This window comes from Falsiroseomonas sp. E2-1-a20 (genome assembly GCF_051433195.1).
Lineage (GTDB): Bacteria > Pseudomonadota > Alphaproteobacteria > Acetobacterales > Acetobacteraceae > Falsiroseomonas.
The window spans coordinates 152,646-177,255 of record NZ_JBHMFT010000006.1 but is presented as its reverse complement, the minus strand read 5'-3'; the positions used below and the strand labels follow the sequence as shown (position 1 = coordinate 177,255).

Here is a 24,610-nt window from a genome sequence, read left to right as displayed (position 1 = left end):
CCTCCGGCTCGTCGGCAGGCAGGCGCGGCAATGGCCGTGTCTGCCCCGATCCGGCCGCATCAGACAGAAGCGCCAGCCCTTTTGCCAAGTGCGGAGAGGGGCTACTTCCTTTGAGCCAGCCTCCGTGTCACCCGGATGCTGAACCCTTGCAGCGGGGTCAGCCTGCTGCGGCCGCTAGGGCCGCGGCGACCTGGCGTGCGAAGGCGGCTGGGTCGCGCGGGCTGTCGCCGTCCTGCACCCGGGCCAGGTCGAGCAGCAGCCCGGCCTTCTCCTTCAGCGCGGTCTCCGTTGCCGCAGTCCCCGCCAGGCTGCGGATCCAGGGATGGCGCGGGTTGATCTCCAGAACTGGCAGGCCGGCGCCGGACTCGCGCCCGGCGCGCCGCAGCATGCGCTGCATCTGCAGGTCGGGACCGTACTGTGCCGCAGCCAGCACCGCCGCGCTTTCCACGAGCCGGTCCGTCGCGCGCACCTCCGACACATCCTCGCGCAGCGCGTCCTTCAAAAGTCCCAGCAGCATGGCGACATCCGCCGCCTCGCCCTCCGGCGCCTGCCCCGCGATCTTCGAAAGATCGACGCTGCCCTGGGTGATGCTGCGAATCGGCTTGCCCTCGAACGCGCCCAGCCGGTCGGGCCAGAAGGCATCGATCCCGTCGGACAGCAGCAGAACCTCGACGCCCTTCGCGCGGAAACCCTCGAGCTGCGGCGAATTCGCCAGCGCGGCGGCATCGTCGCCGACCAGGACGTAGATCGCCTCCTGCCCCTCCTTCATCCGCGCCAGGTAGTCCGGCAGGCTGGTCCAGCCCTCCACGGCCGAGGACCGGAACCGCAGCAGCGCGGCGATGTCCTTCGCGTGCTCGCCATCCTCCCAGACGCCTTCCTTCAGCACCGCGCCGAAACTGTCCCAGAACGCCGCATAGCCCTCGGCGTCCCGGGCCTTCGCCTTCAACTCCGACAGCACGCGCCCGGTCACCGCCTTGCGGATGCGGGCCAGCAGCGGCGTCGCCTGCAGCATCTCGCGGCTGACGTTGAGCGGCAGGTCCTCGGTGTCCACCACGCCCTTCACGAAGCGCAGCCAGGGCGGCAGCAGGCCGGCCTCGTCGGTGATGAACATGCGCCGCACATGCAGCCGCACGCGGCTCTCGCGCTCGCCCTCCACCGCCTCGAACGGCTTCATGCCCGGGATGAACAGCAGGGCGGAGAAGTCCAGCGCGCCCTCCGCGCGCCAGTGCAGCGTCGCCCAGGGCTTGTCGAAGGCGTGTGCGACGTGGCGGTAGAATTCCTCGTACTGCGCCTCCGTCACCTCCGCCTTCGGGCGCCGCCACAAGGCGGTTCCCTCGTTCGCCGGCTCGTCCACCCCGTCGCGGGCGACGGTGATCGGGATGGTGATGTGGTCGGCCCATTTGCGGATGATGGCCTGCAGGCGATGCGGCTCCAGGAACTCCCCGGCGTCGGGCTTCATGTGCAGCACGATGTCGGTGCCGGCCTCGGCGCGGGCGCCGGGGGCCAGGGTGTAGTCGCCCTTGCCCTCGGAGGCCCAGACCCAGGCTTCCTCGCGCCCCGCACGCCGCGAGGTGACCTCGATGCGGTCGGCGACCATGAAGGCGCTGTAGAAGCCGACGCCGAACTGCCCGATCAGGCTCGGCTTGTCGCCGGGCGGCGCCTCGGCGAGCGACTTCGCGAAGGCCAGGGTGCCGGACCGCGCGATGGTGCCGAGATGCTGGGCCAGGTCGGCCTTGTCCATGCCGATGCCGGGGTCGGAGATGGTCAGCGTCCGCGCCGCCTGGTCCGGCACCACCCGCACCCGCGCTTCGGCCGGCAGGCCGAGTTGGTTGTCGGACAGCGCCTCGAACCTGCGGCGGTCCACCGCATCGGCGGCATTGGCCACCAGTTCGCGCAGGAAGATCTCGCGCTCCGAGTACAGCGCATGCACCACCAGATCGAGCAGGCGCCCCACCTCGGCGCCGAATTCATGCCGCTCCACCGTCTCGCTCACCGCTTGCTCCCTCGCTACCGGAACCGATGGCGCGATATGCGGCAGGCGAAAGCGGCTTTCAACCGCCGACCTTAGCCGGCACGCCGCGAAGCGGGAGCATCGGCACCCGATCACGCGGAAAGCGCGACCATCGCCGCCCGACGCTGAGGATTTCTTCATTCCTGTGTCGGCATGATCGCTGCCGGCGGGATGTCGCGCCGATCAAAGCAGTGGGGAAAATCCTTGCCCGAAGTCCTTAACCTGCCGAGAGCGGCGCGCCGGGCGAAGGCGCCGGCCCGCGCGGCATCATTCCTGGCTGGCGTCCTGCTGGCCGTCACGCCCATGGCCGCCCGGGCGGATGTCTCCGTCCGGGACCTGCAGGTGATCGCCCGCGCGGTTGCCTTCATGACGCCGGCGCCCTCCGGCACCGTCGAGATCGGCATCGTCTACCCCACGGCCTCGGCGCCGGGGAGGCAGGAGGCCGAGCGGATCGTCGCGGCCTTCGGTGGCGGCCTGCGCGCCGGCAGCCTGACCCTGACCGCCCGCCCTATCGCGCTGGAGAGCGTCCCCAGCGGCCCGGTCGCGCTGCTGCTGACCAGTGCTGCCCTGCCGCAGGCGGCCGCGGTGGCCGCCGCCGTCGCCGGCAAGGGGGTCCTGACCGTATCCACCGATCCCGCTGCCATTGAGGGTGGCCGCGTGGTGATGACCGTGCGCAGCGAGCCGCGGGTCGAGATCCTGGTCAACCGTGCCGCGGCGCAGGGCGCCGGCGTCAGCTTCTCCGCCGCCTTCCGCATGATGATCCAGGAGCGCTGAGATGACCCACACCCTGAATCGGATGCGCGCTGCATTGCTGGCCGGCGCGGCGTTGGTCCCGCTGCCCGTCGCGGCCCAGACCATGGATTACGGCGCGCTGGAGGCGCTGTTCGGCGAGCCTGTGACGGCCAGCGCCACCGGCAAGCCGCAGCGCGCCTCCGACGCCCCGGTGTCGATGGATATCATCTCGGCCGAGCAGATCCGGCGCTCCGGCGCGCGGGACATCCCGGGCGTGCTGCAGCGCTACACCACGCTCGATGTCATGCAGAACAACGCCAACGACGCCAATGTGGCGGTGCGGGGCATGAACACGCCCATGACGCCGCGGCTGCTGGTGCTGGTCGATGGCCGCCAGGTTTATGTGGATGATTATGGCCGTACCGCCTGGGCCCTGGTTCCGGTCGAACTGGCCGAGATCCGGCAGATCGAGGTGGTGAAGGGCCCGAACAGCGCGCTGTTCGGCTTCAACGCCACGGCCGGCGTGATCAACATCATCACCTTCAACCCGGCCTATGAACGGGTGAACACCGGCACGTTGCGCAGCGGCACCGGCCAGTACCGCGAAGCCAGCGTGATCGCCTCCGCGCCGGTGGGCGATGGCGGCGGCGTGCGGCTTTCCGCCGGCATCCGCAGCGAGGATACCTGGAGCAACGGCTTCACCGGCGGGGAACGCGCCGGGCGCGCGGATCGCGACCCGGAGAGCTACCGCCTGGCGGCAACGAGCCTGTTCCGCGTGGCGGACGGGGTTCAGGTGGGCCTCGATGCCAATGCCTCCCGCTCCCTGGGCACGCTGTACCATCCGGGCGCCAGCCAGTTCTGGACCGACCAGCGGAGCCTGGGGTTTCGCGGCCGTATCGCCGCCGAGACCTCGTTCGGGCTGCTCGAATCCTCCGTCGCGCACAGCACCATGGATATCGGATTCCTGCGGCAGAACGTCACGGTGGTGCAGCTCTCGGATACGCTGAAGATCGGCGCGGCGCATGCCATCCGGCCCTCCGCCGAATATCGTCGCAACCAGATGTCGCTGCCGAGCGGCCAGCGTGTGGCCTATGATGTGTTCTCGGCCGGGATGATGTGGAACTGGGCGATCTCGGATCAGCTGGAAAGCACACTGGCCGGGCGCTGGGACCAGATGCAGCTCGAAGGCTCGGGCTATGGCGATGGCAGCATCCTGCCGGGGGATGCCGACTATGACCGCAGCATCGGCACCTTCGCCTACAATGCCGGCCTGGTCTGGAAGGCCACGCCGGACGATACCTTCCGCCTGGCCGCCGCCCGCGGCATCGGGTCCCCAAGCCTGGTCGACCTCGGCCTGATTCTCCCGATCCTGGGAACGCCACTGACCGTGGTCGGCAATCCGGCGCTGGACCCGGTGGTGGTGGACAATTTCGAGCTGGGCTGGACGCGGCGGATCGCGGCGATCAGCGGCCAGGTCGGTGCTTCCGTCTTCTACCAGATCAACAACGATCTCTCGAGCAGCGTGAGCGCCCAGGCGCGCTTCGTGCCGGGCGCCGGCGTCATCAGCAGCCCTGGCAAGGCAGGCTCCACCGACGTCTACGGCGTGGACCTCTCGGCGCGCGGGGAATTGCCGCAGGGCTTCGACTGGGGGCTGGGCTACCGCCTGGCCCAGGTGGATGGTGATCTCTCGACCACCTCCAGCCTAGCCTACACCACCGGCTCCCCGCTGCACCTGGCGACTGCGCGGCTGGGCTGGAGCGCCGGGCCCATCCGGCTGGATGGCTTCGCCCGCTACCAGACCCGGTCGTCGCAGTACCGCCTGCGCGACGACGGCCTGTTCCTGGTCACCGCCTCGGACCAGGTCTGGGCCGGCATGCGCGCCGCCTGGCGCCCCGTGGAGCGGCTGGAATTCGCGCTGGAGGCCGATGGCGTGGTGACGGAGCAGCAGGACGCCGGAATCACGCTGGAGCCGGAGCGCCGGGTCTACCTTTCCGTGCGCGTCAGCTTCTGAACCACCTGCGGAGGGATGTTGACACGATGCGCCTGCGCCTGAACGACCTGCCCTTCGGCCTCAAGCTCAGCCTCGCCCCGGCCGTGGCGTTGTGCGCCATGGCCGGGATGGCGCTCATCGGCGCGGTGACGATGTCCTGGCAGGCCGGCATCGCCAACGACATCGCCGGGCGCCAGATGGAACGCGTGGTGACGCTGTCCAGCGCGGCGATCCGCTTCGCGGAGGTGAACGGTACCTTGAACCGGCTGTTGACGGCGCAGGCGGCGCAGGCGGCGCAGGGCGAGGCGGCCGGCGTGCCGCCCCGGGTCGCCGCGCTGAAGGCGGAGGTCGCCGAGGTCGCCGCCGGCATCACCCGCTACCGCGACGGACTCCGGCCGGAGGAGACCGCCGATGCCGCCCAAGCCGGTGAGATGATCGAGCAGCTCGCCACCTTCGGCGAGGCGCTGGAAGTGGTGGCGACGATGCTGGAGCTGGATTTTGCCAGCGCCGTCTCCTTCCTCGACCCCTTCGCGCGCAATTTCACGCAGGTGATGGACAACCTGCGCGCCATGGTGGACGAGGCGGTGCGGGACAGCCGTGGCGATGCCGCGGCCAGCAGCCAGGCCGCGGCCGCGCGCGGCCGGTTCAGCATGCTGCTCGCGCTCGGCGCCCTGCTGCTGGTCACGGCCCTGGCCTGGGCGATCGGGCGGCAGGTGACCCGCTCCATCGGCGGCATCTCGGAAGCGACCGAGCGGCTTGCGAAGGGTGACCTGACCGTCGATCTCGCGCCGTTGCAGCGGCGCGACGCGCTGGGCGCTGTGGTGACCTCGCTCGCGGTGTTCCGTGCCGATGGGGAGCGCATCGCTGCCTTGCGTGAACGCGAGCAGCAGTTGCAGGATGAAGCCCGCGTCACCCAGCAGCGGCTGCGGATGGACCTGGCCGAGGGCATCGAGAGCGTCGTCGGTAGCGTCGCCGACCAGCTTTCCGGCGCCTCGGTGCAACTGCGTGTCACGACGCAGGATCTGACGGCGTCCTCGGACCAGAGTGCCGAGGTGGCCGGCCAGGCGGCCAATGGGGCCCGCCAGGTGAATGACGAGGTGCAGACCATGGCCGCCGCCACCGAGCAGATGGCCGCCAGCGTGTCCGAGATCACCCGCCAGGTAACCGCCGCGGCGGAAGCGACGCGCAGCGCGGTGACGGAAGCGCAGGCAACGGACACCATCGTGCAGACGCTGTCCGCCGCCGCGCAGAAGATCGGCGACGTGGTGCAGCTGATCAGCGCCATCGCCGGTCAGACCAACCTCCTCGCGCTGAACGCCACGATCGAGGCCGCGCGTGCGGGCGAGGCGGGCAAGGGGTTCGCCGTGGTGGCGAGCGAGGTGAAGTCCCTGGCCGGCCAGACCGCCCGGGCAACCGAGGAGATCAGCCGCCAGATTGCCGAAATCCAGTCCGTCGCGGAACGGACCGTACGCGTGGTGCGCGGCATCGGCGACACGGTGCAGCGCACCGACCGCATCGCCACCTCCATTGCCGCCGCCATCGAACAGCAGGGAGCGACGACGCGCGAGATCGCGCGCAGCGTGGCACAGGCGGCGACCGGCACAAAAGGCGTCTCCGCACATGCCAGCGGGCTCGAGGCCAGCGCGAAGCAGACCCGCAGCAGCCTTGCCGTGCTGATCGAGTCCGCGGATGCGGTGGCGTCGCAGGGCGACGCGCTGCGCAGCGAGGTGACCCGCATCGTTGCCCGGCTGCGCGCCGGCTGACGCCGTGCTGCTCCGAAGGAGTAGCCCCTTGTTGTGCTGGCTCCCGGACTGACCTTTTGCCAAGGTTGAAGCTGCCAGCCGGTTTCACCCCTGGTGCGGAGTTCCCGATGAGCCACAGCCCGGATAGCCACGACCAGCAACCGGAGACAGCCTCGGCCGACGTCGATGAGGATCGTCGCGCCTTTCTCGACAAATGCGGCAAGTTCGCGGTGGTGACGCCCCCTGCGATCGCCCTGCTGCTGTCCACATCCCTGACATCCAACGCCATTGCGGCAAGTGGCGGCGGCGGTCGCGGCGGCGGGCTCGGCCTGCCTGGCGTGGTTGGCGGCGGCCGCGGCAATGGCAATGGCAACCGGGGCAACGGCAACGGAAACCGCGGCAACGGCAACGGCAACGGCAACGGCAACCGCGGCAACGGCAACGGCAACGGCAACTCGGGCAATGGCCGCGGCGCCGGCCACGGCGGGACCTAGATCAAGGCACCGCCTCGATCCGGGCCGATCCAATGGTCGATCACCAGCGGGAGGCCGCCCGGAGCTTCGGCGGGAGCGGAACGGCGGAAGCGGCGGGAAATCCGGCCCTCGACCACACGCCTCCGGGTGCCGCATCCCGGGTGCCGGACGAACGGCAGGCGTCGCCGCGGCCTGCGCGGCTGGCCAGGGCCCCCGGCATGCGGTTCGGCGTCATCGATGGGCGGAACATCCTGTTCAGCGCCGCGGACCAGAAGCTTTTCGAGATCAATGATGCCGCCGCCCATCTCTGGCGCTGCATCGAGGATGGGCTGGCCCAGCAGGACATCCTGGGTGAACTCGTGGCGGCGGGCCTGGCGCCCGCGGCGGCGCGGCGGCACCTCGACGCCGCGATCCGCGAATGGATCAAACTCGACTTCATCCGGCAGGTGCCAGAGCCCTCGCCGGGCCAGGTGCGCCGCCAGGACCTGCTCGTGGCGGGCGTCGCGACCCGCATCCGCCATGCACCCGCGCCCGGGCCGGATCTGGCACCGATCTTCGCGCACCTCGAATGTCCAGGCCCGGCGCCGGAGGTGACGCTGGACGTCATCGAACGGGACGGCGGCGTGGACCTGTTCCGCGACGGCGACCTGCTGCTGTCCTGCCCGCGGGAGGAGGCCGCCACTGCGCTGAAGGCGCAGGTGATGAACGAGGTGCTCGGCCGTGGCACCTACGAACTTGCCCTGCATGCGGCGGCGCTGCTCCAGGGCGGCCGGATGCTGCTGTTCAGCGGCAGGCCGGGCGCCGGCAAGACGACGCTTGCCCTGGCGCTGGCCGGTCCAGGCTTCGGTTTTGCCGGCGACGACCTGGTCCTGCTGGCCGCGGATGGCCGGGCGACGGGCGTGCCCTTCGCCCCCGCGGTCAAGCCCGGCGCCTGGGACCTGCTCGCCGCTGCCCGCCCCGACATCGGGGAGGCCCCGGTGTTCCGGCGCCCGGACCGGAAGCGCGTGCGCTACCCCCTGCCGCAGGCGCTGGTGCCGAGCCGGCCCCACCCGATCGGCTGGCTCCTGCGGCTCGACCGTCGCCCGGGGGCCAAGGCCAGCCTGACGCCGGTCGATCCACCGACTGCCCTGCGCTGGATGCTGCAGGACGCCTATGCGGAAGGCCGCGTACTGACACCGGCCGGCTTCGAGGCGCTGCGCCTCGCGCTCCGTCCCGCGCAGGTCCACCGCCTGACCTACTCCCGCCTGGAGGATGCGATGGAACTGCTGCACGGGGCCTGTCGCTGATGCGGGGCGGCGGCGCCCTGGGGGCCCTGGCCGCCTGCCTGCGCGGTACGCCGCCGGAGAACCCGGATTGGATGGCGGTGATCGCCCTGGCGAACCGGACGCTGCTGACGCCGGCCCTGCATGAGGCGTTGCACCGTGCCGGCCGGCTGGACGCGCTGCCGGAGGAGGGTCGCGCCTACCTGGCGTTCCTGCATGGGCGCAACCTGAAGCGGAACCTCCGCCTGCGGGCGCAGCTGCGGGAGGCGCTGGCCGCGTTGAACCAGCAGGGCATCGAGCCGACGCTGCTGAAAGGCGCGGTGCGGCTGTTCCGGGATGCGGAGGACAGCCTCGGCAACCGTATCACGCGCGATCTCGACCTGGCCGTCGAGGAGGCGGAAAGCGAGGCCGCCCGGGCGTGCCTGCTGCGCCTCGGCTACCGCGACGCCACGGGCACGCGCGGGATGGAGCGCCCGCAGGATGTCGGCATGCTGGAGTTGCGCCACCGCCCCAGCACCCTCAGCGCTGGCTACCTGCGGTGGGGGCGCCAGGACATGCCACGGCTTGAGGACCGTGACGGGGTCCGCGCCAGGGTTCCCTCGGCGACCGACCGTGCGCTGCACTGGATCGTGCACGACCTGATCAAGGAGGGCGATTACTGGCGCGGGCGGATCGACCTTCGCCACCTGCATGATCTCGCCGAACTCGGCAGGACGGAACCCGACCTGGACTGGCGCCGTCTGCGGGACATGATGCCCGGCCGGCTTGGCCGCAACGTCGTCGAGACGCAGCTGCGGACGCTGCATGTGCTGTTCGGCACGAACATACCCACCGACCTGCGCGGCGGAGGCATCGCCCGCCTGCAGCACCAGCGCCGGATGTTCAGCGCGCGGCATCCGGTGGCGGCGGCTCCGTTGCGCCTCGCCGGGAACCTGGTGTGGGGCCTGCGGCGGCTCGTCCTTGCCAGGCGCGCCACGCGACGCCTGCCCGCCGAGTTGGCGCGCAAGGCGCTCAGGATCCTGGCCGGCGGTGCAAGCTCGAAGCTTTGAGATCGCGGCGGGGCGTGCGGATCCGGCACGCCTCATGCCACGGCGCCAAGCACATAGGCCGCGCCCAGAAACCCGGTCAGCAGGATCAGCCCCCGGGAGGAAGGGTTGTTGAACTCGTAGGCGGGATGCGTCCGGAACTCCCAATGCAGGCCGACATGGCTGGCGAGGACCAGCGGCAGGTGGCTCCAGATGAAGACCTGCTCACCCACCCGGTCCGGCAGGAAGCTGGTCAGCGGCAGCACGCGCCATTCGTGCCGCTTCACCGTGTCGAGTTCATGCGCCAGGAAGGCGGCGAGCAGCGCATCATAGACGAGATCGAGACCCATCGGACGGCGGCCGCCCTCACTCTGCCGGTTGCGGCATCGCCGATCTAAAGACCCCGGCCGGCGCGGACACCGGATCCGGCCTTGCTGGCAGGGCGGTCGGCGCGGGCGCCGGGCGCCGCTGGACCAGCCGGAACATCGCCGGGGTGAACCAGAAGGCCAGTAGCGGCGAGAGCAGCACGCCGCCGGCGATCGCCATCGCAAAGGGTGGCCAGAAGCCGCCGCCGCCCAGGATCAGCGGCAGGAAACCGCCGAAGGTGGTGATCGCCGTGGACAGGATGTGGCGGCTGGCGCCCACCACCACCTCGGCCATCGCCGCCTGGTCGCCCTGCGCCACCGCCTCATCCTCCTGCAGGGCGGAGATGACGATCAGCGCCGCGTTGATCGACACGCCGATGGACCCGATCAGGCCGATGATCGCGTTGACGCCGAAGGGATAGTTGAAGACCGCGAGCGCCAGCAGCGACAGCCCGGCGGACAGGCCCGCCGCCATGAAGGCGATCAGCGTCAGGCGGAAGGAGTTGAAGGTCAGCACCACCACCGCGATGGACAGCACCACGATGAGCCCGAGCGGCGCGATCAGCGCCTGGACGGTGGAGGCGCGCGCATCGGCGTCGCCGCCGGTTTCCATCCGGATGCCCTCGGGCAGCCGGAAGCCCTCGGCGTCCAGGCTGCGCAGCACGGCACCCAGCGCCTCCTGCGGCAGCACGCCGGGCATCAGGAAGGCCTGCACGGTGTTCACCCGCTCGCCATTGCGGCGGGTTACGGCGCTTTCCGCCGGCGCCAGCCGCAGCGTGCCGAGCGCCGAGAGCGCCACGCCGGGAAATTGCCCCTGCGCGGACAGCGCCGCGGCAGCGGGCGGCAGCATCGGCATGTCCGTGATGGCGGTAGGGTCCCCGCGCAGCCCGGCACCGAGCCGCACGCGCACCGGCAATTCCTCCGTCCCTTCGAGCAGCGAGTCGCCGACCACGCCCTCGAGCCCCGCCTCCAACTGCCGCGCCACCTGCGCCAGGTCGAGGCCGAGCAGCCGCGCACGGCCCTCGTCGATGTCGAGCATCAGCTTCGGCGCGCCGCCGCCGATCGTCGTCCGCGCGACCGTCACCTGCGGCTGCGCCGCGACGCGTGCGCGCAACGCATCGCCGACCTCGCGCAGCGTGGCGATATCCTGGCCGACCAGCCGCAGCTCCACCGGCGCATCCACCGGCGGCCCCTGGACCAGGCCGCGCAGAAGCAACTGCGCCTCCGGGAAGGCCGGCGGCAAGCTGGACTGCAGATCACGGACCAGCCGGTCCGTCGCGGCGGGGGAGGCCGTGGTGATCAGTGCCTGCGCGAATCCCGGCGCCTGGTCGCGGTTGCCGACGATGTTGTAGTAGAAGGCCGGCGCGGAACGGCCGAGCACCCAGGTGACGGAGGCGATGTCCGGTTCGGCGCGCAGCCTCTCGTCGATCCCGCGCACCGTCGCGGCGGTCTGTTCCAGGGCGGCGCCGACCGGGAGTTCCACGTCCATGGTGAACTGGTCCCGGTCCACGCCCGGGAAGAACTGCGCCGTCAGCGTCGGCAGCGCGACGAAGCCGAGCACCGGCAAGACCACGGAAAGCGCGACGGCGCGGATCGGGTTGGCGATCGCAAGCCGCACGCTGCCGCGGAACAGCCGCAGCAGCGGTCCCTCCCGCCGCGGGGATCCATCCGCGGTGCGCAGCCACCAGCCGGCGATGGCCGGCGTGATCGTCACCGCCACCACGAAGGACCAGGCCAGCATCACGACGACGGCGATGGCGATGGAGCCGACGAAATCGCCGGCCGGCCCGGGCAGCAGGATCAGCGGCAGGAAGGACAGGATCGTGGTGACGGTGGAGGCCAGCAGCGGCATGGCCAGCCGGCGCACGGAGGTCGCGACGGCGTCGATCCGTGACAGGCCGCGACGCAGCCGCGCCCCGATGTCATCGACCATCACGATGGCCGCATCGACCAGCAGGCCGAGCGCGACGATCAGCCCGGTGACCGACATCTGGTGGATCGGCACGCCGAGCGCCTTCAGCGTGGCGATCGAGACCAGCGTGACGATGGGCAGCGCCATGGCCACGATCAGGGCGGATCGCCAGCCGAGCGTCAGGAACAGCACCAGGACGACAAGGGCCACGCCCTGCGCCATGTTGATCGAGATCTCGCGCAGTCGTTCGGCGGTGTAGCGGCTCTGGTCGAAGACGGTCTCGACGCCGAGGCCCATCGGCATCGCCGCGCCGTAGCGTTCCGCCGTCATGCGCATCCGCGCCATCCAGCGATCCACCTGCAGGCCTTCCTCGAGCTTCGCCGACACCAGGATCGCGGGCTGGCCGCGGTGGATCGCGGCTTCCGCGGCCGGTGCGCGCGCACCACGCGTCACGCTGGCGATGTCACCCAGCAGCACGGCGCGCCCGGCCGCATCCTCCCGCACCACGACGCGGCGCAGGCGGTCGAGCCCGGTGATCTCGCCGGTGATGCCGAGCAGCAGGTCGCTGGAGGCGCCGCGCAGCCGGCCGGCCTGCATCTTCGCATCCGCGGCACGGATCGCGGCGGAGATGGCATCCGCCGTCAGGCCGAGCGACGCGGCCTTCGCCGGATCGACGCTGACCAGCACTTCCTCCTCCGGCGTCCCGTGCAGGTCCACCAGCTTGGTGCCGGGCACCGCGCGCAGCGCATCCGCCAGCGCCTCCGCCTCCCGCGCCGCGCGGGACAGGGAATGGCCGGTGGGGGCGGTGATGGCGAAGATCGCGGCATAGCCGCCGGCGCCGTCGCTGTTGAATTCCGGCTCCTGGACACCGGGCGGGAAGTCGCGGCGCACATCGGCGATGGCGTCGCGGATCTCCGCCCAGACCTGTTCGATGCGCGCGACCGGCACGGTGTCCGCCAGGTCGACCAGCACCACGGAGACGCTGGTGGCGGAGGTCGAGGACACCTCCGCGATCTCCGGGATGGTCCGCAGCCGCGTCTCGATCTTGGCGGTGACCAGCGCCTCCACCCGTCCCGGATCGGCGCCCGGAAAGACGGTGGTGATGGAGGCGAAGATGTTGGTGATCGTCGGGTCTTCCTGCCGCCCGATGGTCACGAAGGCCGAGATGCCGGAGACGATCAGGACGAACAGCGACAGCACGACGAGGCGCGGCTGGCGGAAGAACAGGGTCTCCATCGCCATCACTCCGCCAGCACCGCGACGACCTGCCCGGGGGCGACCCGGGCCGGCGCGCGCGAGACGATCCTGGCGCCGGGCGCCAGCACGCCGCGCAGGAAGACGCGGTCGCCCGCCATGTGGATGACCTCGACCGCCGCCGGCGCCACGGTCTCGCCGGCCGGGCCGCTGGTGATCGCCAGCACCGTCCAGCTGCCGCGGCCGCCTTCGCGCAGGGCCGCGACCGGGGCCCAGAAGCCGGGCTCCGCCACCACCTCCTCCAGCAGCAGGCTTCCGGTCTGGCCGAAGGCGAGCCGCGCATCCTCGGGCAGCGCCACCACGATGCCGCGGGTGCGGGTTATCGGGTCGAGGTCCGACCGCAGGCGCAGGACGCGCCCTGCCATGCGCCGCCCCTCGATCTCCACCTCGACGGCGGCGCCGGGCGTGAGCTGGCCCGCGAGCCCGACCGGCAGGCCGACGCGCAGCTGCGGTGCCGCCTGCTCGAACAGGGTGAGGACCGGCGCGCCGGCGCCGATGTTCTGCCCCGGGTCGACCAGCCGCCCGCCGACCACGGCATCGAAGGGGGAGGCGATGGTGGACTTGGCGATCTGGATATCCACGCCCGCGATCTGCGAATCCAGCGCCGCCATCCGCGCCGCCAGCCGCACCACGGCCAGCCGCGAATCATCGCGTGCGGATTCGGAGCGGAAGCCGCCGCGCGCCAGTTGCTCGTCCCGCGTCCGCGTCAGCCGTGCCAGTTCCACGTCGGCGGCAAGCGCGGCGCGCTCGGCCTGCAGCACGGCGCGCTGCGCCTCCAGCGCCGCGGTGTCGAGCCTGCCGAGCGGAGCGCCGCGACGCACCTCGTCCCCCTCCTGCGCCAGGATATCCACGATGCGGCCGCCCAGTTCGAAGCCGAGGTCAATCCGGCCCGGCGCCTCGATCTGTCCGATGAAGCGGCGCGTGACCGCGTAGCCCGCCTGCGGCGCCACCTGGGTGACCGCGACCGGCGTGAGCGGCGCCGCCGGCGGCGATGGGACAGCGGCCGCGCGCTGCGCCAGCAGGTCGCCCCCGCTGATGACCGCCGCGGCGGAAAGGCCGAGGACGGCGCCGGTCACGACGAGGCGCCGGATCACAAGACCGGTGTTGACGAGGCTGGTCCTGAGGCCTGGCATGGCGAAACTCCGACGACTATGTTAGAGATTATAACATACCTGGGGGCGCCCATGCCAACGGCAATTGCAGGCCTTGCCTTTTCCATCGGCCGGGACCACGAGGGGCGTCGCATGAAGAAGGCGCGCTATCACCACGGCGACCTGAGGGCCGCCCTCATCGAGGCGGCGACGCTTCTGGTGGAACAGAAGGGTCCGGACCGGCTGACGATGTCCGACGCCTCGCGCGCCGCCGGTGTCTCGACAGCCGCGCCCTACCGCTATTTCGCCGACGGCGACGCGCTGCTGGATGCCATCGCCTCGGGCGGCATGGAACGCCACAAGGCGGCCATGCAGGAAGCCAGCGACGCGCATCCGCTGGGCAGCGAGGAAGCGGTCGCGGCGATCGGGGTCGCCTATATCCGGTTCGCGACGCGCGAGAGTGGTGTCTTCAAGCTGATGTTCAGCCTGACGCGCACCCACGGCCGCAATCCCGGGTTGATGCAGAAGGGCCGCGAGACCTTCGGCGTGCTGCTGCGCCACCTGTCGCATCGCTACGGCGCGCCCATCGATGATCCCTCGATCCTCGAACGCGGCCTGAAGCTGTGGACCTTCGTGCACGGCCTGTCGTTCCTGCTGATCGACGACAAGGTCAGCGCGATGGACATCCCGCTCGACCTGCCCGCCATGGTTGCCGACGCCGCGCGCCGCTTCATGCGCGACCCCTGAGCCGCATCACCCCAGGAAGGGCCGTCCGGCCAGGGCTTCCCGGTACAGCCACCAGGTCAACGCGGCCCATGTCGCGGCGGCGACCCAGGCGGCGGCGGTCGCGGCGAGGGGCGGCAGCGCGCGGTCCGCGACCCAGCCCAGCACCGGCACCGCCTGCATCATGTGGGTGGCAAAGAAATGCGGCGGGCGCAGGTCGCCCACGTCGCGCGACCAGCCGAAGACCGGCCAGCGCGATTCCGGGGTCGGCGGCGTGCCGACGTGGTGCGTCATCCGGCCGCCCATGTCGAGCGCGATGACCAGCGTCAGCAGCGTGCCGCCCACCAGCCCCAGGGCCACCGCGTGGCGCAGGCCCGGCCCCATCCGCGCCTGCCCGTCGAGCGCCACCATCACGCCCAGCACCCCAGCCGAGACGGTCAGCACCACGGCGCCGAGCGCCATCAGCGAGTACATGGCGGCGTGGAACGGCGTGGCGACGTTGAAGTGCGAACGCTGCTGCAGCGCGCCCTGCAGCGTGATGTAGGCGACCTCGAAACTCGCACTCGCGATGGCGAGCAGCAGCACCGCGTGCAGCAGCCAGCCCTCGCGCACCTCCTCGCCGAGCCGGCTGGCAACCCAGGCCATCGTCGCCAGGTGAACCACGGTGGCGATCTGGAACTTCAGCGGCTTCGCCCAGACGCTGACACCCCCGATCTGCCGCGGGTCCAGCCGTTCCACCCCAGCGGTCAGCGCAAAGATCACCAGGAAGCTGCCGGCGGCGAACCAGCAGAGCGTGATGGCCGCGCCCGGCTCCCGCCATGTCATTTCGCGCGACGCCGCCTCGGCTTCGCCTTGACCAGCGCGGCACGCAGCCCGGCATCCATCCGCGCCATCGCGTGCTCGTGCATCGCGGTCATGACGGTCTTCGGCAGGCTGAGGCTGCGCAGCGCGCTGGCCTGCCCGATGCTGGCCAGCCCGTGCAGCAGCGACCAGACATGCAGCGCATCCAGCCTCGGGTCCGCGCCGCGTGCCGTGGCGGGGCGGGCCTGGTCGAGTGCCGCGATCGCCTGTTCCAGCAGCGCGAAGGCATAGCGGCCGCGCGTCATCATGTCCGGATGCGCGTCCGCATCCGGCAGCGGCGTGCCGAAGATCAGGCGGTATTGCAGCGGATGGCGCGTCGCGTAGTCCAGGTAGGCGTGACCCATGGCGTGCAGATCCGCGAAGGCATCGGCTCCCCGGGGCCGCGCATCCAGGTGGTCGGCGAAGGCGACGAAGGCGCGACGCACCACCTCGGCCAGCAGGTGGTCGCGCGAGGGGTAGTGCTTGTAGGGCGCCTGGTGCGACACGCCGAGGCGCCGCGCGACCTCGCGCAGGCTCAGCGCCTCGATGCCGTGGCTGTCGATGATCGCCAGCGCCTCGTCGACGCAGGCCTCGCGGAGGTCGCGCGGGTGTTCGGGTCTGCGGGCCATGCGGTGCCTATCTGCCGGGGCGCGCGCCAAGGCCGCGCCCCTCCTGTTCCCCGCAAGTCTAGCGGCGGCGGCGGGGCGCACCAACCGCCGCGCGGCCAGGCGGCGTTCAGCCGGCATGATCCGCCCTCGCCATGCCGGACATCACCTTGCCCATCATCCACACCCGGCCGCGCCGCGGCAGGAAGGTCAGCGCGAATTCCAGCAGCTTGGACAGCAGCCCCGGACGCACCAGGCTGCGCCGGCCCAGCGCCTCCAGCAGGCCCTTCGCCACCGTCCCCGGGCTGTCGGTCGCGCCCATGCGCATGCCGGCGCGGGCGGCGAAGCCGCTGCGCACCGGGCCGGGCGCCACGGCCAGCACATCCACGCCGCGGGCCCGCAGCTCCGGCCCGATGCCCTCCGCCAGGCTCTGCACATAGGCCTTGGTCGCGGCATAGTTGGCGGAGTTCGGCACGCCCTGGAAGGCGACGAGCGAGCTGAACAGCACGATGCCGCCACGACCCCGGCCGGCGAAGCGCTGCGCGAAGTGATGCGTCATCGCCAGCACGGCGCGGCAGTTCACATCCACCATCGCCAGCTCATCCTCGGCCTGGCTGGTCAGGAAGGAGCCGGAGGTGCCGAAGCCCGCCGCCGTCACCAGCACGCCGATATCCTGCGCCGCGCTGGCCTGCAGCAGTGCCGCCACACCCTCCGGCGTGCCGAGGTCGAGGGCCAGCGTCTCCACCTGCACGCGATGCGCCGCCGCCAGCTCCGCGGCCAGTTCGCGCAGCCGCGCCTGCCGACGTGCCACCAGCAGCAGCGAGAAGCCCTCCGCCGCCAGGCGCCGCGCCGTGGCTTCGCCGATGCCGTCGGAGGCACCGGTGACCAGCGCCCAGGCGCCGTAGCGATCCAGCAGGCGGCTCATCGGCCGAGCCTGATCTCGATGGCGACGGGCGCGCCATCGGGCACCTGCACCGCTGCCTCGTTGAAGCGCGGCGCGCGCAGCGTCGGGCGCACATTGTTCGACACGCCCCAATCCTCCGTCGGGATGCCGAAGAAGTTGGTGTCGGTGCGGCGGTTGCCGTTCACGTCGTGCGAGGCCGCCACGGCATAGCTGCCCGGCCGCAGGTTCTCGAACCGGCACGTCACGCCGGCCGGGTTCGCCGGCTGCCACAGCTGGATGGCGCTGGCCGCGTCGGTCGGGAAGCCGGCCTCCCCGGCATAGAGCGCGCAGCCGACCTGGCCTGTGGTGCTGGTCGCGCCGGTCACCGCCACGCGCAGCTCGGCCGCACGTAGTCCGGACGAACCGGCTCCTGCTGCCAGCAGCAGCAGCGTGGCGGGAAGAAGGGAACGCAGGAGCATGGCAGGCCTCACGGGTTGACGGTGTCTACCGAATATGCGAACCGAGTTGACACTGTCAACCCGCAAGCCGCCGGAGCCGACCGATGCGACGACGCCCGAAGCCATCCCCGGCCCGCATCCGGCCGCGGGGCGCATGAACCCGCATATCGCGGTCCTCGCCCTCGCCGGCTTCGCGCTGGGCACGGAGGCCTTCGTCTTCGTGGGGCATCTCGACGCCATGGCGGCGACCCTCGGCGTGCCGGTCGCCGCGGTCGGGCAGCTCGCCACCGCCTTCGCCTTCAGCAGCGCCCTGACCGGGCCCTTCGTCGCGGCGGCGGTGGCGGGGGTGGAGCGCCGGCGCGTGCTGGTCCTCGGCCTGCTGCTCATCGGCGCGCTTAACCTGGTGGCGGCGATGCTATCGACGCTCGGCACCCTGATGCTGGTCCGCGTGCTGTGCGGCCTGGCGACCGGCCTCGTCGGTCCCATCGCCACCGTCGCGGCGGCCGAGCTGTCCCCGCCCGAGGCACGCGGCCGCGCCATGGCCACCGTCTTCGCCGGCGTCACGCTGGCCTTCGTGGTCGGCGTGCCGCTGGGCAGCCTGGCGGGGGAGGTGCTGGGCTGGCGCGGCACCTTCCTGTGGGCGGGGCTGGTCGCACTGGTCGCCGCGGCCATCGTGCGGCTGCGCCTGCCGCGCATCCGGCCCGGGCCGCGCGTCGCCTTCCGGCCGCGCGCGGTGCTCGGCGCGCCGGCGGTCGCCCCGGCGCTGGCGCTGACGCTGGTGGGCTTCATGGCGACCTTCTGCGTCACCGCCTATCTCGGGCCGCTGCTGGGCGCGCTGGTGGGCTTCTCCGGCGCCGGCGTCGGCGCGATGCAGGCGCTGATCGGCCTCGGGGCGATCGCCGGCGTGGTGGCCGGTGGCCGCTGGGCGGACCGCTCCAGCGCCTGGGGGCCGCTGCTGGCCAGCTTCCTGCTCTCGGCCGCCATGCTGTCGCTGTTCGGCGTGCTGCTGCTGCTGCCGCTGCCGCAGGGCGTGACGCTCGCGCTGCTGGTGCCGGCCACCACGCTCGGCGCCGCGGCGCTGTTCCTGCGCGCGCCGGTGGTCCAGCTGCGCCTGGTGGCGGCGGTGCCGGCGCATCGGCCGGTGCTGCTCGCGCTCAACGGCTCGATGGTCTTCGCCGGGCAGGGGCTCGGCGCCGCGCTCGGCGGACTCGGGCTTTCGATCTTCGGCCTGCCGGCGCTCGGCCTCCTCGGCGCGGCGGTGGCGCTGGCCGGCGCGCTGCTGGTGGCCGCGACCGCACAACACTGGAGAACGCCTGCCCGATGATCACGCCTCGCATCCTGCGCGCCCTGGCGCTGTCCACCGGCCTGCTGGCCCTGCTGCCGGCCTGCGCCGCCCTGGCGCCCGCGCCCGCCAGCGTGGAACAGCGCCTCGCCGCGCTGCCGCGATCCGGGCTCGACCTCGCACGGCCCGTCACCATCCGATGGAACGAGCACATGGTGCCCTGGATCGAGGCCGAGACGGATGCGGATTTGGCCCATGCGCTGGGCCTGGTGCACGGCCATCTGCGCGCCGGGCAGATCCTGATCCTGCGCAACATCGCGCGCGGCCGGCTGTCGGAGATGCTGGGGCCGCTCGCCACCGAGTACGACCACGCGCTGCGCATCCTGGATTTCGGCCGCGCCGCGCCGGAGATCGAGCGCCGCTGGCCGCCCGAGACCCGCGCCTTCGTCGCGCGGTTCCTGGCCGGGCTGAACCACGCCATCCGGCACGGCCCGCTGCCGCCCGAGGCCGGGCTGCTGGCGCTGCGGCGGGAGCCGCTCACGGTGGCCGACATGCTGGCGATCGGGCGGCTGGCCGGCAGCGACGTGAACTGGTTTCCGCTGATCGGCCTGCTGCAGGATCGCGGCCAGCCGGGCTATGCCGCGCGCTGGCAGCGGCTGCGGGAGGGTGGCACGGGCAATGCCATGCCGGATGGCCTCGCGGGGCGGCAGGCGGCGCTTGGCGCGCTGCTGCAGGACGTCTCCCGCAGCGGCAGCAACACCGTCGCGGTCGCCGCTGCGCGCAGCGCCAGCGGCGGCGCGATGATCGCCAACGACCCGCATCTTGGCCTGGTGCTGCCGAATGTCTGGCTGCTGGCCGGCATGCGCTCCCCCAGCTTCCACATGGTCGGCATGATGGTGCCCGGCCTGCCGGTGGTGGGCTTCGGCCGCAGCCCCGATCTCGCCTGGGGCGGCACCAACATGCGCGCCGCCTCCAGCGATGTCTTCGACATCACCCACCTGCCAGCGGCCGAGATCACGACGCGGGAGACGCTGATCGCGCGGCGCTTCTGGACCACGGCACGGCGCAGCCTGCGCGACACGCCGCACGGCCCGGTGATGTCCGACGCGGCGCTGCTGCGGGCACGGCCCGGCGACAGCCTGGCGCTGCGCTGGGCTGGCCATGAGCCGACCGACGAGATCACCGCGCTGCTGCGTGCCGCCCGCGCCCGCAACGGCGCGGAGTTCCGCGAAAGCCTGGTCGGCTTCGGCGTCTCCCCGCTCAACCTGGTCTATGCCGAACGCGCCGGCGGCATCGGCCGGGTGGCGGCGACGGTGCTGCCCTCCCGCCGCGGCTTTCCCGAAGCCGACCCGGTGCTGGATGCGCGCGACCCGGACGCGACCGGGCCATGGCAGCGCCTGTGGGGCGTGCGCGACCTGCCGCAACTGGTCGATCCCGCCGACGGCGTCATCACCTCGGCGAACGAGAATCCCGAGACCTGGGCGCCGGGCGGGCCGCCGATGGGCTATTCCTTCAGCGACGACGACCGGCTGATGCGGCTGCGCACCCTGTTGCAGGCGCGCCCGCTGCTGCGCGTGCAGGATCTGGTGGCGCTGCAGGCGGATACCCGCGCGCCCAAGGCGGCGCTGCTGGCCGCCGCCCTGCTGCAACGGCTCGATGCGCTGCCGGGCGGGGCGCCGGAGCCGGCGATGCTCGCGCGCATGTGGGGATGGGACGGCGACTATGCGGCGACCAGCGAGGCCGCGCTGGTGTTCGAACTGCTGCTCGGCCAGATCGCGCCGCAGGTCGCGGAGGCGCGCGGACTGCCGCTCGCCACGGAATGGGGCGCCATCACCACCTTCCTGCTGCGGGACCTCGACGCGCTGCCGGCGGGCGAGCGGGAGGCGCTGTTGCGGCGCGCCGTGGAACGCGCCGCGCCGGTGGCGGCACGTCACCGCAACTGGGGCGAGGTGCACCGCATGCGCGCCGGCTACGTGCTGTCCTTCCTGCCCGTGGTGGGCGAGCCCTTCATCCAGGCGCGGCATCCCGTCGGCGGTTCGCGTGAGACGCCGATGAAGTCGGGCCATGGCTTCATCACCGGGCCGCATGACGTGGTGTTCGGCTCCATGGCGCGCCACATCAGCGACATGTCGGACCCCGACGCCAACTGGTTCAGCCTTTGGGGCGGCCAGGATGGCTGGCTCGGCAGCGCCGCCTTCCTCAGCCAGATCCCCATCTGGCAGCGCAACGAGGGCATCCGCCTGCCGCTGCGGCCGGAGGTGGTGGCCGCCGAGTTCCCGCTGGTGACGCGCATGGTCCCGCAATGACCCAATCGCCGCCCTTCGATGCGACGCCGATGCTGCGCCTGGCCGCGCGCTGGCGGCTGGACCGGCTGCGGCGGCTGGACCCGGTGGCGGCGCAGGCCGGGCTGCTGCGCCGGCTGCTCGCGCGCGCAGCCGGCACGCGCTTCGGCCGCGCGCACGGCTTCGCGTCGATCCGCGATGTCGCGTCCTACCAGGCGCGGGTGAAGCTGCGCCGCTACGAGGATTTCTGGTCGGAGTGGTGGCAGCCCGCCTATCCGGCGCTGGCGGACGTGACCTGGCCTGGCCGCATCCCCTACCTGGCGCTGTCCTCCGGCACCAGCGCCGGGCGCACCAAGTTCATCCCGGTGTCGCCTGAGATGGTGCGGGCCAACCGCGCCGCGGGATTCGACGTGCTGGCCTGGCACCTGGCGGCGCATCCGAGCAGCCGGGTCTTCGCCGGCCTGTCCTTCATGCTCGGAGGCAGCACGGCGTTGCCGGAGGTCGCGCCCGGCATCCGGCAGGGCGACCTGTCCGGCATCGCGGCGCAGGAGGTGCCGGCGCTGCTGCGCCGCTGGAGCTTCCCGCCGACCGGGATGGCGTTGATCGAGGCCTGGGACCACAAGCTGCTGGCCCTGGTGGAGGCGACGCCGCCGGAGGCCATCCGCGTGCTGACCGGCACGCCGAGCTGGCTGCTGATGCTGCTGCACAGCCTGGCCGAACGCCACGGCGCGCCCCCCCTGCCGCTGCTGGAGCTGCTGGTGCATGGCGGCACCGCCTGGCAGCCCTATCGCGACCGCATCCGCCGCCTGCTGCCGCCGGGTTGCGCGACGCGGGAGGTCTATCCGGCCAGCGAGGGTTTCTGCGCCATCGCCGACCGCGGCGAGGGCGAGGGGCTGCGGCTGAACCTCGACCGTGGCGTGTTCTGGGAGTTCGTGCCGATGGCCGAACTGCACGCGGCGGAGCCGACGCGGCATTGGGTGGCCACGGTCGAGCCGGGCGTGGACTATGCCGTCATCCTGTCCTCCTGCGCCGGGCTGTGGAGCTATGTGCTGGGCGACACGGTCCGCTTCCTGTCGCGCGACCCGCCACGCCTGCTGGTGACCGGTCGCACGGCGCAGGACCTCTCCGCCTTCGGCGAGCATCTGACCAGCGCGGAGATCGAGACGGCGCTGTGGACCGCGGCCGCGGGGGCAGGGGGCAAGGTCCTGGAGTTCACCATGGGGCCGGAGATCATCGGATCGCGCGGGCGGCACCACTGGCTGATCGAGGTGGACTGCGCAGGAAGCGGGTTGGCCGGCCGCCTGGCGGAGGCGATCGATGCGCGGCTCGGCGCCGGCAACGACGACTACGCCACGCACCGGCGCGCCGGCCAGTTGGCACCGCCGCGGGTCACCCTGCTGCCAGAGGGCAGTTTCCTCGCCTGGATGCGCCACACCGGCCGGCTGGGCGGGCAGCACAAGGTGCCGCGGGTGATCGCGGATGCGGCGCGCTTCGACGAAGCCGTGCGGGACCTGGCGGGGCAACGCGTCCCGCGCTGAGCGGTTCGCGACAGCCAGTCTCAGTGACCCGCCAGGACCTCCGCATAGAGGCCGGCGTAGCGATCGACGGTGAGATCGAGCGAGAACTCCCGCCGGACCAGCGCGGCGGCACGTAGGCCCATTGCCAGTGCGGCGTCGCGGTTGTCCAGCAGCTCGAGGATGGCCGTGGCGAGTTGCCGTGGGTCGCCGGGCGGCACGAGCAGGCCGGTGTGGCCGTGGTCCACCACATCGGTGCAGCCAGGCATCCGCGTCGCGACCAGGGGCAAGCCCGCCAGCGCCGCCTCCAGCAGGGCGCGCGGAACACCTTCGCGGTATTCGGTGGGAAACGCGAACACATCCGCAAGGCCGAGCAGCCGGGGCACATCCGGCCGCCTTCCCGTCGCGATGACGTAGGGCGCATGCGCATCGATCTCGGCCTGCGACACGGCAAGCCGTCCCTCGCCCTCGCGCGGCCCGACCAGCAGGAAGCGGACCTCCGGCCGCGCCGCGTGGACCAGCGCCGCCGCGCCCAGCAGGGCGGGAATGCCCTTCTGGCGGGTCAGGCGCGTGACGGTCATGACGACCGGCGATGTCCCGAGGCCGAGCTGCTCGCGAAGGGCGAGGCTGGAATCGCCGCATGCGGAAGCCGGCTCGGACGCCGTGACATCGATGCCGGAGCCGGGAATCAGCCGGCTCCGCCCGGCGCCGACCATGCCGCGGCTTTCGAAATACGCCCGGTCGACGCTGTTCTGGAACACCGTGGCCGCGGTCCAGCGCGTGGCGACCTGGTTCAAGGCGCAGTACACGGGCCGGAGTGCGAGCGCGACCGGGTTGCGCGACGAGTACAGCCAGCCCATGCCGTTGATGGTCCGGATGACCTTGGCACGGACCTGGCGGCGCGCGGCGAGGGGCACGAGGATGTTCGGCTTGGTGTCGAAGGACTGGATGACATCCGGCCGTACCTCCCTGAACAGATGCGCGAGGCTGGCAAGGCTGCGCAGATCCGCGAGCGGGTTGGCGGAACGATCGAAGCGGAAGCGATGATAGGCGAGCCCGGCCCGGGCGAAGGGCTCCGGCCGGCCGGTTCCGGCTGCCGAGACGTGGAAGCCGTTGCGGCGCAAGGCGAGGAGGAAGGGGATGCGAAGCTCGTGATCCTCGCCCCCGACCAGCAGCAGGTGCGCGGTCATGGCCGCACTTCCCGGTCAACGCTCTCGGGCAGGCCGCACGCAGGTCGGGCCGCGACGTGCATCAGCGCCCCGCGAGACGCGCGAAGTAGGCGGCGAAGACGCCGCGCAGGTTCGGATGCTCGCCGCCATCCGCCATGGAGAGGCTGGGGCAGGCGTGCCGCGGCTGCGAACCCCAGGTGTAGGTCATGTCGAAGGGCCGGCGTGCCGGCGGCACCAACTCGTCCCAGACCGCGAGCATCGATTCCATCTCCGCCTCCGTCGGCAGGCGCTGGTAGCCGGGCTGGGAGGTGGTGCAGGTCTGCCCGAAGGCCTGGAAGACCGGCACGAGCCTTTCGGGCTCGACCCCGGCGGCAAGTGCCTGCGTGATCCGCGCGCGCATCGCAGCCAGATCGCAGCCGCGCCCGATGTTCCGGCGGTTGCACGGGTAGGGGTTGATGCCGATGTAGTCGGCCGTGTCCTTCAGCTGCTCCAGTTCGCCCGGATACCTGTAGGTGTTCAAAACCACGATGAAGGTGCGGGCGCCGGGATGCGCGGTGCGGATCAACGCGCTCCGCTCCGCGATGCGTCGCGGTGCCTCCGGACACAACGAGGGATGTGGCTCGTCGGCGATGAAGTAGATTCCGCTGAAGCGGGGATGGCGCCGGACCGAGGCGACGGCGGCCAGCACCGCGGCATCGTCCATGCGCCAGCTGCATTCGTTGCGCCGCCCGTTGAAGCCGCTGCGCAGCCAGAGCACGCCCTTCATGCCGCTGGGAAGCCGATCCAGCCCCGACCTCGAGCTGACATCGGCCAGATTGAATCCGACGGCCAGCGCGGGCGGATACACGCCGCGAAGGCTGACGACATAATGCTGCGGCGTCGTGGCCCTGGATTGCGCCGCGGCGGATCCTGCCAGCAGCGCCAGCGCCATGGCCACGGCAAGGACCGACCCGCCTCGCACCGCACGGAACTTGGCCCTGAGCTTCAAGGAATTCTT

General features: G+C 72.0%; 20 protein-coding genes. 10 read left to right on the top strand and 10 right to left on the bottom strand.

Going from position 1 to position 24,610, the window contains the following annotated elements; all coding sequences use genetic code 11:
- Nucleotides 1-157: 157 nt before the first annotated feature.
- On the bottom strand, nucleotides 158-1,993 hold the full coding sequence (gene htpG / locus ACFHPP_RS10150; RefSeq protein ID WP_437163153.1) for a molecular chaperone HtpG: 1,836 nt from the start codon (nucleotides 1,991-1,993) through the stop codon (nucleotides 158-160).
- A 222-nt stretch (nucleotides 1,994-2,215) separates the two neighbouring features.
- On the opposite strand from htpG, the gene ACFHPP_RS10145 reads away from it, so the two are divergent.
- The 6 genes from ACFHPP_RS10145 (at nucleotide 2,216) to ACFHPP_RS10120 (ending at nucleotide 9,259) form a co-directional block, all read left to right on the top strand.
- The gene (locus tag ACFHPP_RS10145) at nucleotides 2,216-2,785 is read left to right on the top strand and encodes a YfiR/HmsC family protein (RefSeq protein ID WP_437163152.1); all 570 of its coding nucleotides are present in this window, start codon (nucleotides 2,216-2,218) and stop codon (nucleotides 2,783-2,785) included.
- Nucleotide 2,786: 1 nt separating this feature from the next.
- On the top strand, nucleotides 2,787-4,754 hold the full coding sequence (locus ACFHPP_RS10140; RefSeq protein ID WP_437163151.1) for a TonB-dependent receptor plug domain-containing protein: 1,968 nt from the start codon (nucleotides 2,787-2,789) through the stop codon (nucleotides 4,752-4,754).
- 26 nt (nucleotides 4,755-4,780) lie between these two features.
- Nucleotides 4,781-6,496, top strand: coding sequence for a methyl-accepting chemotaxis protein (locus ACFHPP_RS10135; protein WP_437163150.1), 1,716 nt, complete (start codon nucleotides 4,781-4,783; stop codon nucleotides 6,494-6,496).
- A 107-nt stretch (nucleotides 6,497-6,603) separates the two neighbouring features.
- Nucleotides 6,604-6,969 carry a hypothetical protein gene (locus tag ACFHPP_RS10130; protein ID WP_437163149.1) on the top strand — a complete coding sequence of 122 codons (366 nt, stop codon included), beginning with the start codon at nucleotides 6,604-6,606 and terminating at the stop codon, nucleotides 6,967-6,969.
- Between the two features lie 197 nt (nucleotides 6,970-7,166).
- The gene (locus ACFHPP_RS10125) at nucleotides 7,167-8,234 is read left to right on the top strand and encodes a hypothetical protein (RefSeq protein ID WP_437163148.1); all 1,068 of its coding nucleotides are present in this window, start codon (nucleotides 7,167-7,169) and stop codon (nucleotides 8,232-8,234) included.
- Entirely contained in the window at nucleotides 8,234-9,259 is a 1,026-nt protein-coding gene (locus ACFHPP_RS10120; protein ID WP_437163147.1) for a nucleotidyltransferase family protein, read from the top strand. The genes ACFHPP_RS10125 and ACFHPP_RS10120 overlap by 1 nt, the downstream gene beginning before the upstream one ends.
- Nucleotides 9,260-9,291: 32 nt before the next feature.
- On the opposite strand, the gene ACFHPP_RS10115 is transcribed toward ACFHPP_RS10120, so the two are convergent.
- The 3 genes from ACFHPP_RS10115 to ACFHPP_RS10105 are packed head-to-tail and all read right to left on the bottom strand — an operon-like array spanning nucleotide 9,292 to nucleotide 13,899.
- Complete coding sequence (locus tag ACFHPP_RS10115; RefSeq protein ID WP_437163146.1) at nucleotides 9,292-9,585, bottom strand: DUF6713 family protein; 294 nt, start codon at nucleotides 9,583-9,585, stop codon at nucleotides 9,292-9,294.
- Nucleotides 9,586-9,601: 16 nt separating this feature from the next.
- Nucleotides 9,602-12,754 (bottom strand): efflux RND transporter permease subunit, encoded by a 3,153-nt coding sequence (locus tag ACFHPP_RS10110; protein ID WP_437163145.1) that lies wholly within the window; start codon nucleotides 12,752-12,754, stop codon nucleotides 9,602-9,604.
- Nucleotides 12,754-13,899 (bottom strand): efflux RND transporter periplasmic adaptor subunit, encoded by a 1,146-nt coding sequence (locus ACFHPP_RS10105; RefSeq protein WP_437163144.1) that lies wholly within the window; start codon nucleotides 13,897-13,899, stop codon nucleotides 12,754-12,756. The genes ACFHPP_RS10110 and ACFHPP_RS10105 overlap by 1 nt, the downstream gene beginning before the upstream one ends.
- A 111-nt stretch (nucleotides 13,900-14,010) precedes the next feature.
- Between ACFHPP_RS10105 and ACFHPP_RS10100 the strand changes: the two genes are divergently transcribed.
- Complete coding sequence (locus ACFHPP_RS10100; protein WP_437163143.1) at nucleotides 14,011-14,604, top strand: TetR/AcrR family transcriptional regulator; 594 nt, start codon at nucleotides 14,011-14,013, stop codon at nucleotides 14,602-14,604.
- 6 nt (nucleotides 14,605-14,610) lie between these two features.
- On the opposite strand, the gene ACFHPP_RS10095 is transcribed toward ACFHPP_RS10100, so the two are convergent.
- The 4 genes from ACFHPP_RS10095 to ACFHPP_RS10080 all read right to left on the bottom strand — a co-directional run bounded on the left by ACFHPP_RS10095 (nucleotide 14,611) and on the right by ACFHPP_RS10080 (nucleotide 17,387).
- Nucleotides 14,611-15,405, bottom strand: a complete 795-nt coding sequence (locus ACFHPP_RS10095) for a hypothetical protein (protein WP_437163142.1) — start codon at nucleotides 15,403-15,405, stop codon at nucleotides 14,611-14,613.
- Nucleotides 15,402-16,049, bottom strand: coding sequence for a TetR/AcrR family transcriptional regulator (locus ACFHPP_RS10090; RefSeq protein WP_437163141.1), 648 nt, complete (start codon nucleotides 16,047-16,049; stop codon nucleotides 15,402-15,404). Before ACFHPP_RS10090 ends, ACFHPP_RS10095 begins: the two co-directional genes overlap by 4 nt.
- A gap of 106 nt (nucleotides 16,050-16,155) precedes the next feature.
- A complete protein-coding gene (locus ACFHPP_RS10085; RefSeq protein WP_437163140.1) occupies nucleotides 16,156-16,950 on the bottom strand; it encodes an SDR family NAD(P)-dependent oxidoreductase in 795 nt (264 codons plus the stop codon).
- Nucleotides 16,947-17,387 (bottom strand): DUF2141 domain-containing protein, encoded by a 441-nt coding sequence (locus tag ACFHPP_RS10080; protein ID WP_437163139.1) that lies wholly within the window; start codon nucleotides 17,385-17,387, stop codon nucleotides 16,947-16,949. The genes ACFHPP_RS10085 and ACFHPP_RS10080 overlap by 4 nt, the downstream gene beginning before the upstream one ends.
- Nucleotides 17,388-17,433: 46 nt before the next feature.
- On the opposite strand from ACFHPP_RS10080, the gene ACFHPP_RS10075 reads away from it, so the two are divergent.
- Genes ACFHPP_RS10075 through ACFHPP_RS10065 form a run of 3 tightly spaced genes read left to right on the top strand, consistent with a single transcriptional unit; the run spans nucleotide 17,434 to nucleotide 22,468 of the window.
- Entirely contained in the window at nucleotides 17,434-18,690 is a 1,257-nt protein-coding gene (locus tag ACFHPP_RS10075; RefSeq protein ID WP_437163138.1) for an MFS transporter, read from the top strand.
- Nucleotides 18,687-20,954, top strand: coding sequence for a penicillin acylase family protein (locus ACFHPP_RS10070; protein ID WP_437163137.1), 2,268 nt, complete (start codon nucleotides 18,687-18,689; stop codon nucleotides 20,952-20,954). Before ACFHPP_RS10075 ends, ACFHPP_RS10070 begins: the two co-directional genes overlap by 4 nt.
- Nucleotides 20,951-22,468: a GH3 family domain-containing protein gene (locus tag ACFHPP_RS10065; protein WP_437163136.1), complete on the top strand. Its 1,518-nt coding sequence runs from the start codon at nucleotides 20,951-20,953 to the stop codon at nucleotides 22,466-22,468. The genes ACFHPP_RS10070 and ACFHPP_RS10065 overlap by 4 nt, the downstream gene beginning before the upstream one ends.
- A gap of 20 nt (nucleotides 22,469-22,488) precedes the next feature.
- Here the strand turns inward: ACFHPP_RS10065 and ACFHPP_RS10060 are convergent, their stop codons facing one another.
- Together ACFHPP_RS10060 and ACFHPP_RS10055 are read right to left on the bottom strand one after the other, a co-directional pair.
- Nucleotides 22,489-23,634, bottom strand: a complete 1,146-nt coding sequence (locus tag ACFHPP_RS10060) for a glycosyltransferase (RefSeq protein ID WP_437163135.1) — start codon at nucleotides 23,632-23,634, stop codon at nucleotides 22,489-22,491.
- 61 nt (nucleotides 23,635-23,695) lie between these two features.
- Entirely contained in the window at nucleotides 23,696-24,601 is a 906-nt protein-coding gene (locus ACFHPP_RS10055; protein WP_437163134.1) for a hypothetical protein, read from the bottom strand.
- Between the last annotated feature and the right edge of the window lie 9 nt (nucleotides 24,602-24,610).

Bases quoted from the DNA above. Each gene is read 5' to 3' on its own strand.
- ACFHPP_RS10140 (WP_437163151.1), top strand. From the start codon at position 2,787: ATGACCCACACCCTGAATCGGATGCGCGCTGCATTGCTGGCCGGCGCG.
- ACFHPP_RS10135 (WP_437163150.1), top strand. From the start codon at position 4,781: ATGCGCCTGCGCCTGAACGACCTGCCCTTCGGCCTCAAGCTCAGCCTC.
- ACFHPP_RS10130 (WP_437163149.1), top strand. From the start codon at position 6,604: ATGAGCCACAGCCCGGATAGCCACGACCAGCAACCGGAGACAGCCTCG.
- ACFHPP_RS10125 (WP_437163148.1), top strand. From the start codon at position 7,167: ATGCGGTTCGGCGTCATCGATGGGCGGAACATCCTGTTCAGCGCCGCG.
- ACFHPP_RS10120 (WP_437163147.1), top strand. From the start codon at position 8,234: ATGCGGGGCGGCGGCGCCCTGGGGGCCCTGGCCGCCTGCCTGCGCGGT.
- ACFHPP_RS10115 (WP_437163146.1), bottom strand. From the start codon at position 9,585: ATGGGTCTCGATCTCGTCTATGATGCGCTGCTCGCCGCCTTCCTGGCG.
- ACFHPP_RS10110 (WP_437163145.1), bottom strand. From the start codon at position 12,754: ATGGCGATGGAGACCCTGTTCTTCCGCCAGCCGCGCCTCGTCGTGCTG.
- ACFHPP_RS10105 (WP_437163144.1), bottom strand. From the start codon at position 13,899: ATGCCAGGCCTCAGGACCAGCCTCGTCAACACCGGTCTTGTGATCCGG.
- ACFHPP_RS10100 (WP_437163143.1), top strand. From the start codon at position 14,011: ATGAAGAAGGCGCGCTATCACCACGGCGACCTGAGGGCCGCCCTCATC.
- ACFHPP_RS10095 (WP_437163142.1), bottom strand. From the start codon at position 15,405: ATGACATGGCGGGAGCCGGGCGCGGCCATCACGCTCTGCTGGTTCGCC.
- ACFHPP_RS10090 (WP_437163141.1), bottom strand. From the start codon at position 16,049: ATGGCCCGCAGACCCGAACACCCGCGCGACCTCCGCGAGGCCTGCGTC.
- ACFHPP_RS10085 (WP_437163140.1), bottom strand. From the start codon at position 16,950: ATGAGCCGCCTGCTGGATCGCTACGGCGCCTGGGCGCTGGTCACCGGT.
- ACFHPP_RS10080 (WP_437163139.1), bottom strand. From the start codon at position 17,387: ATGCTCCTGCGTTCCCTTCTTCCCGCCACGCTGCTGCTGCTGGCAGCA.
- ACFHPP_RS10070 (WP_437163137.1), top strand. From the start codon at position 18,687: ATGATCACGCCTCGCATCCTGCGCGCCCTGGCGCTGTCCACCGGCCTG.
- ACFHPP_RS10065 (WP_437163136.1), top strand. From the start codon at position 20,951: ATGACCCAATCGCCGCCCTTCGATGCGACGCCGATGCTGCGCCTGGCC.
- ACFHPP_RS10060 (WP_437163135.1), bottom strand. From the start codon at position 23,634: ATGACCGCGCACCTGCTGCTGGTCGGGGGCGAGGATCACGAGCTTCGC.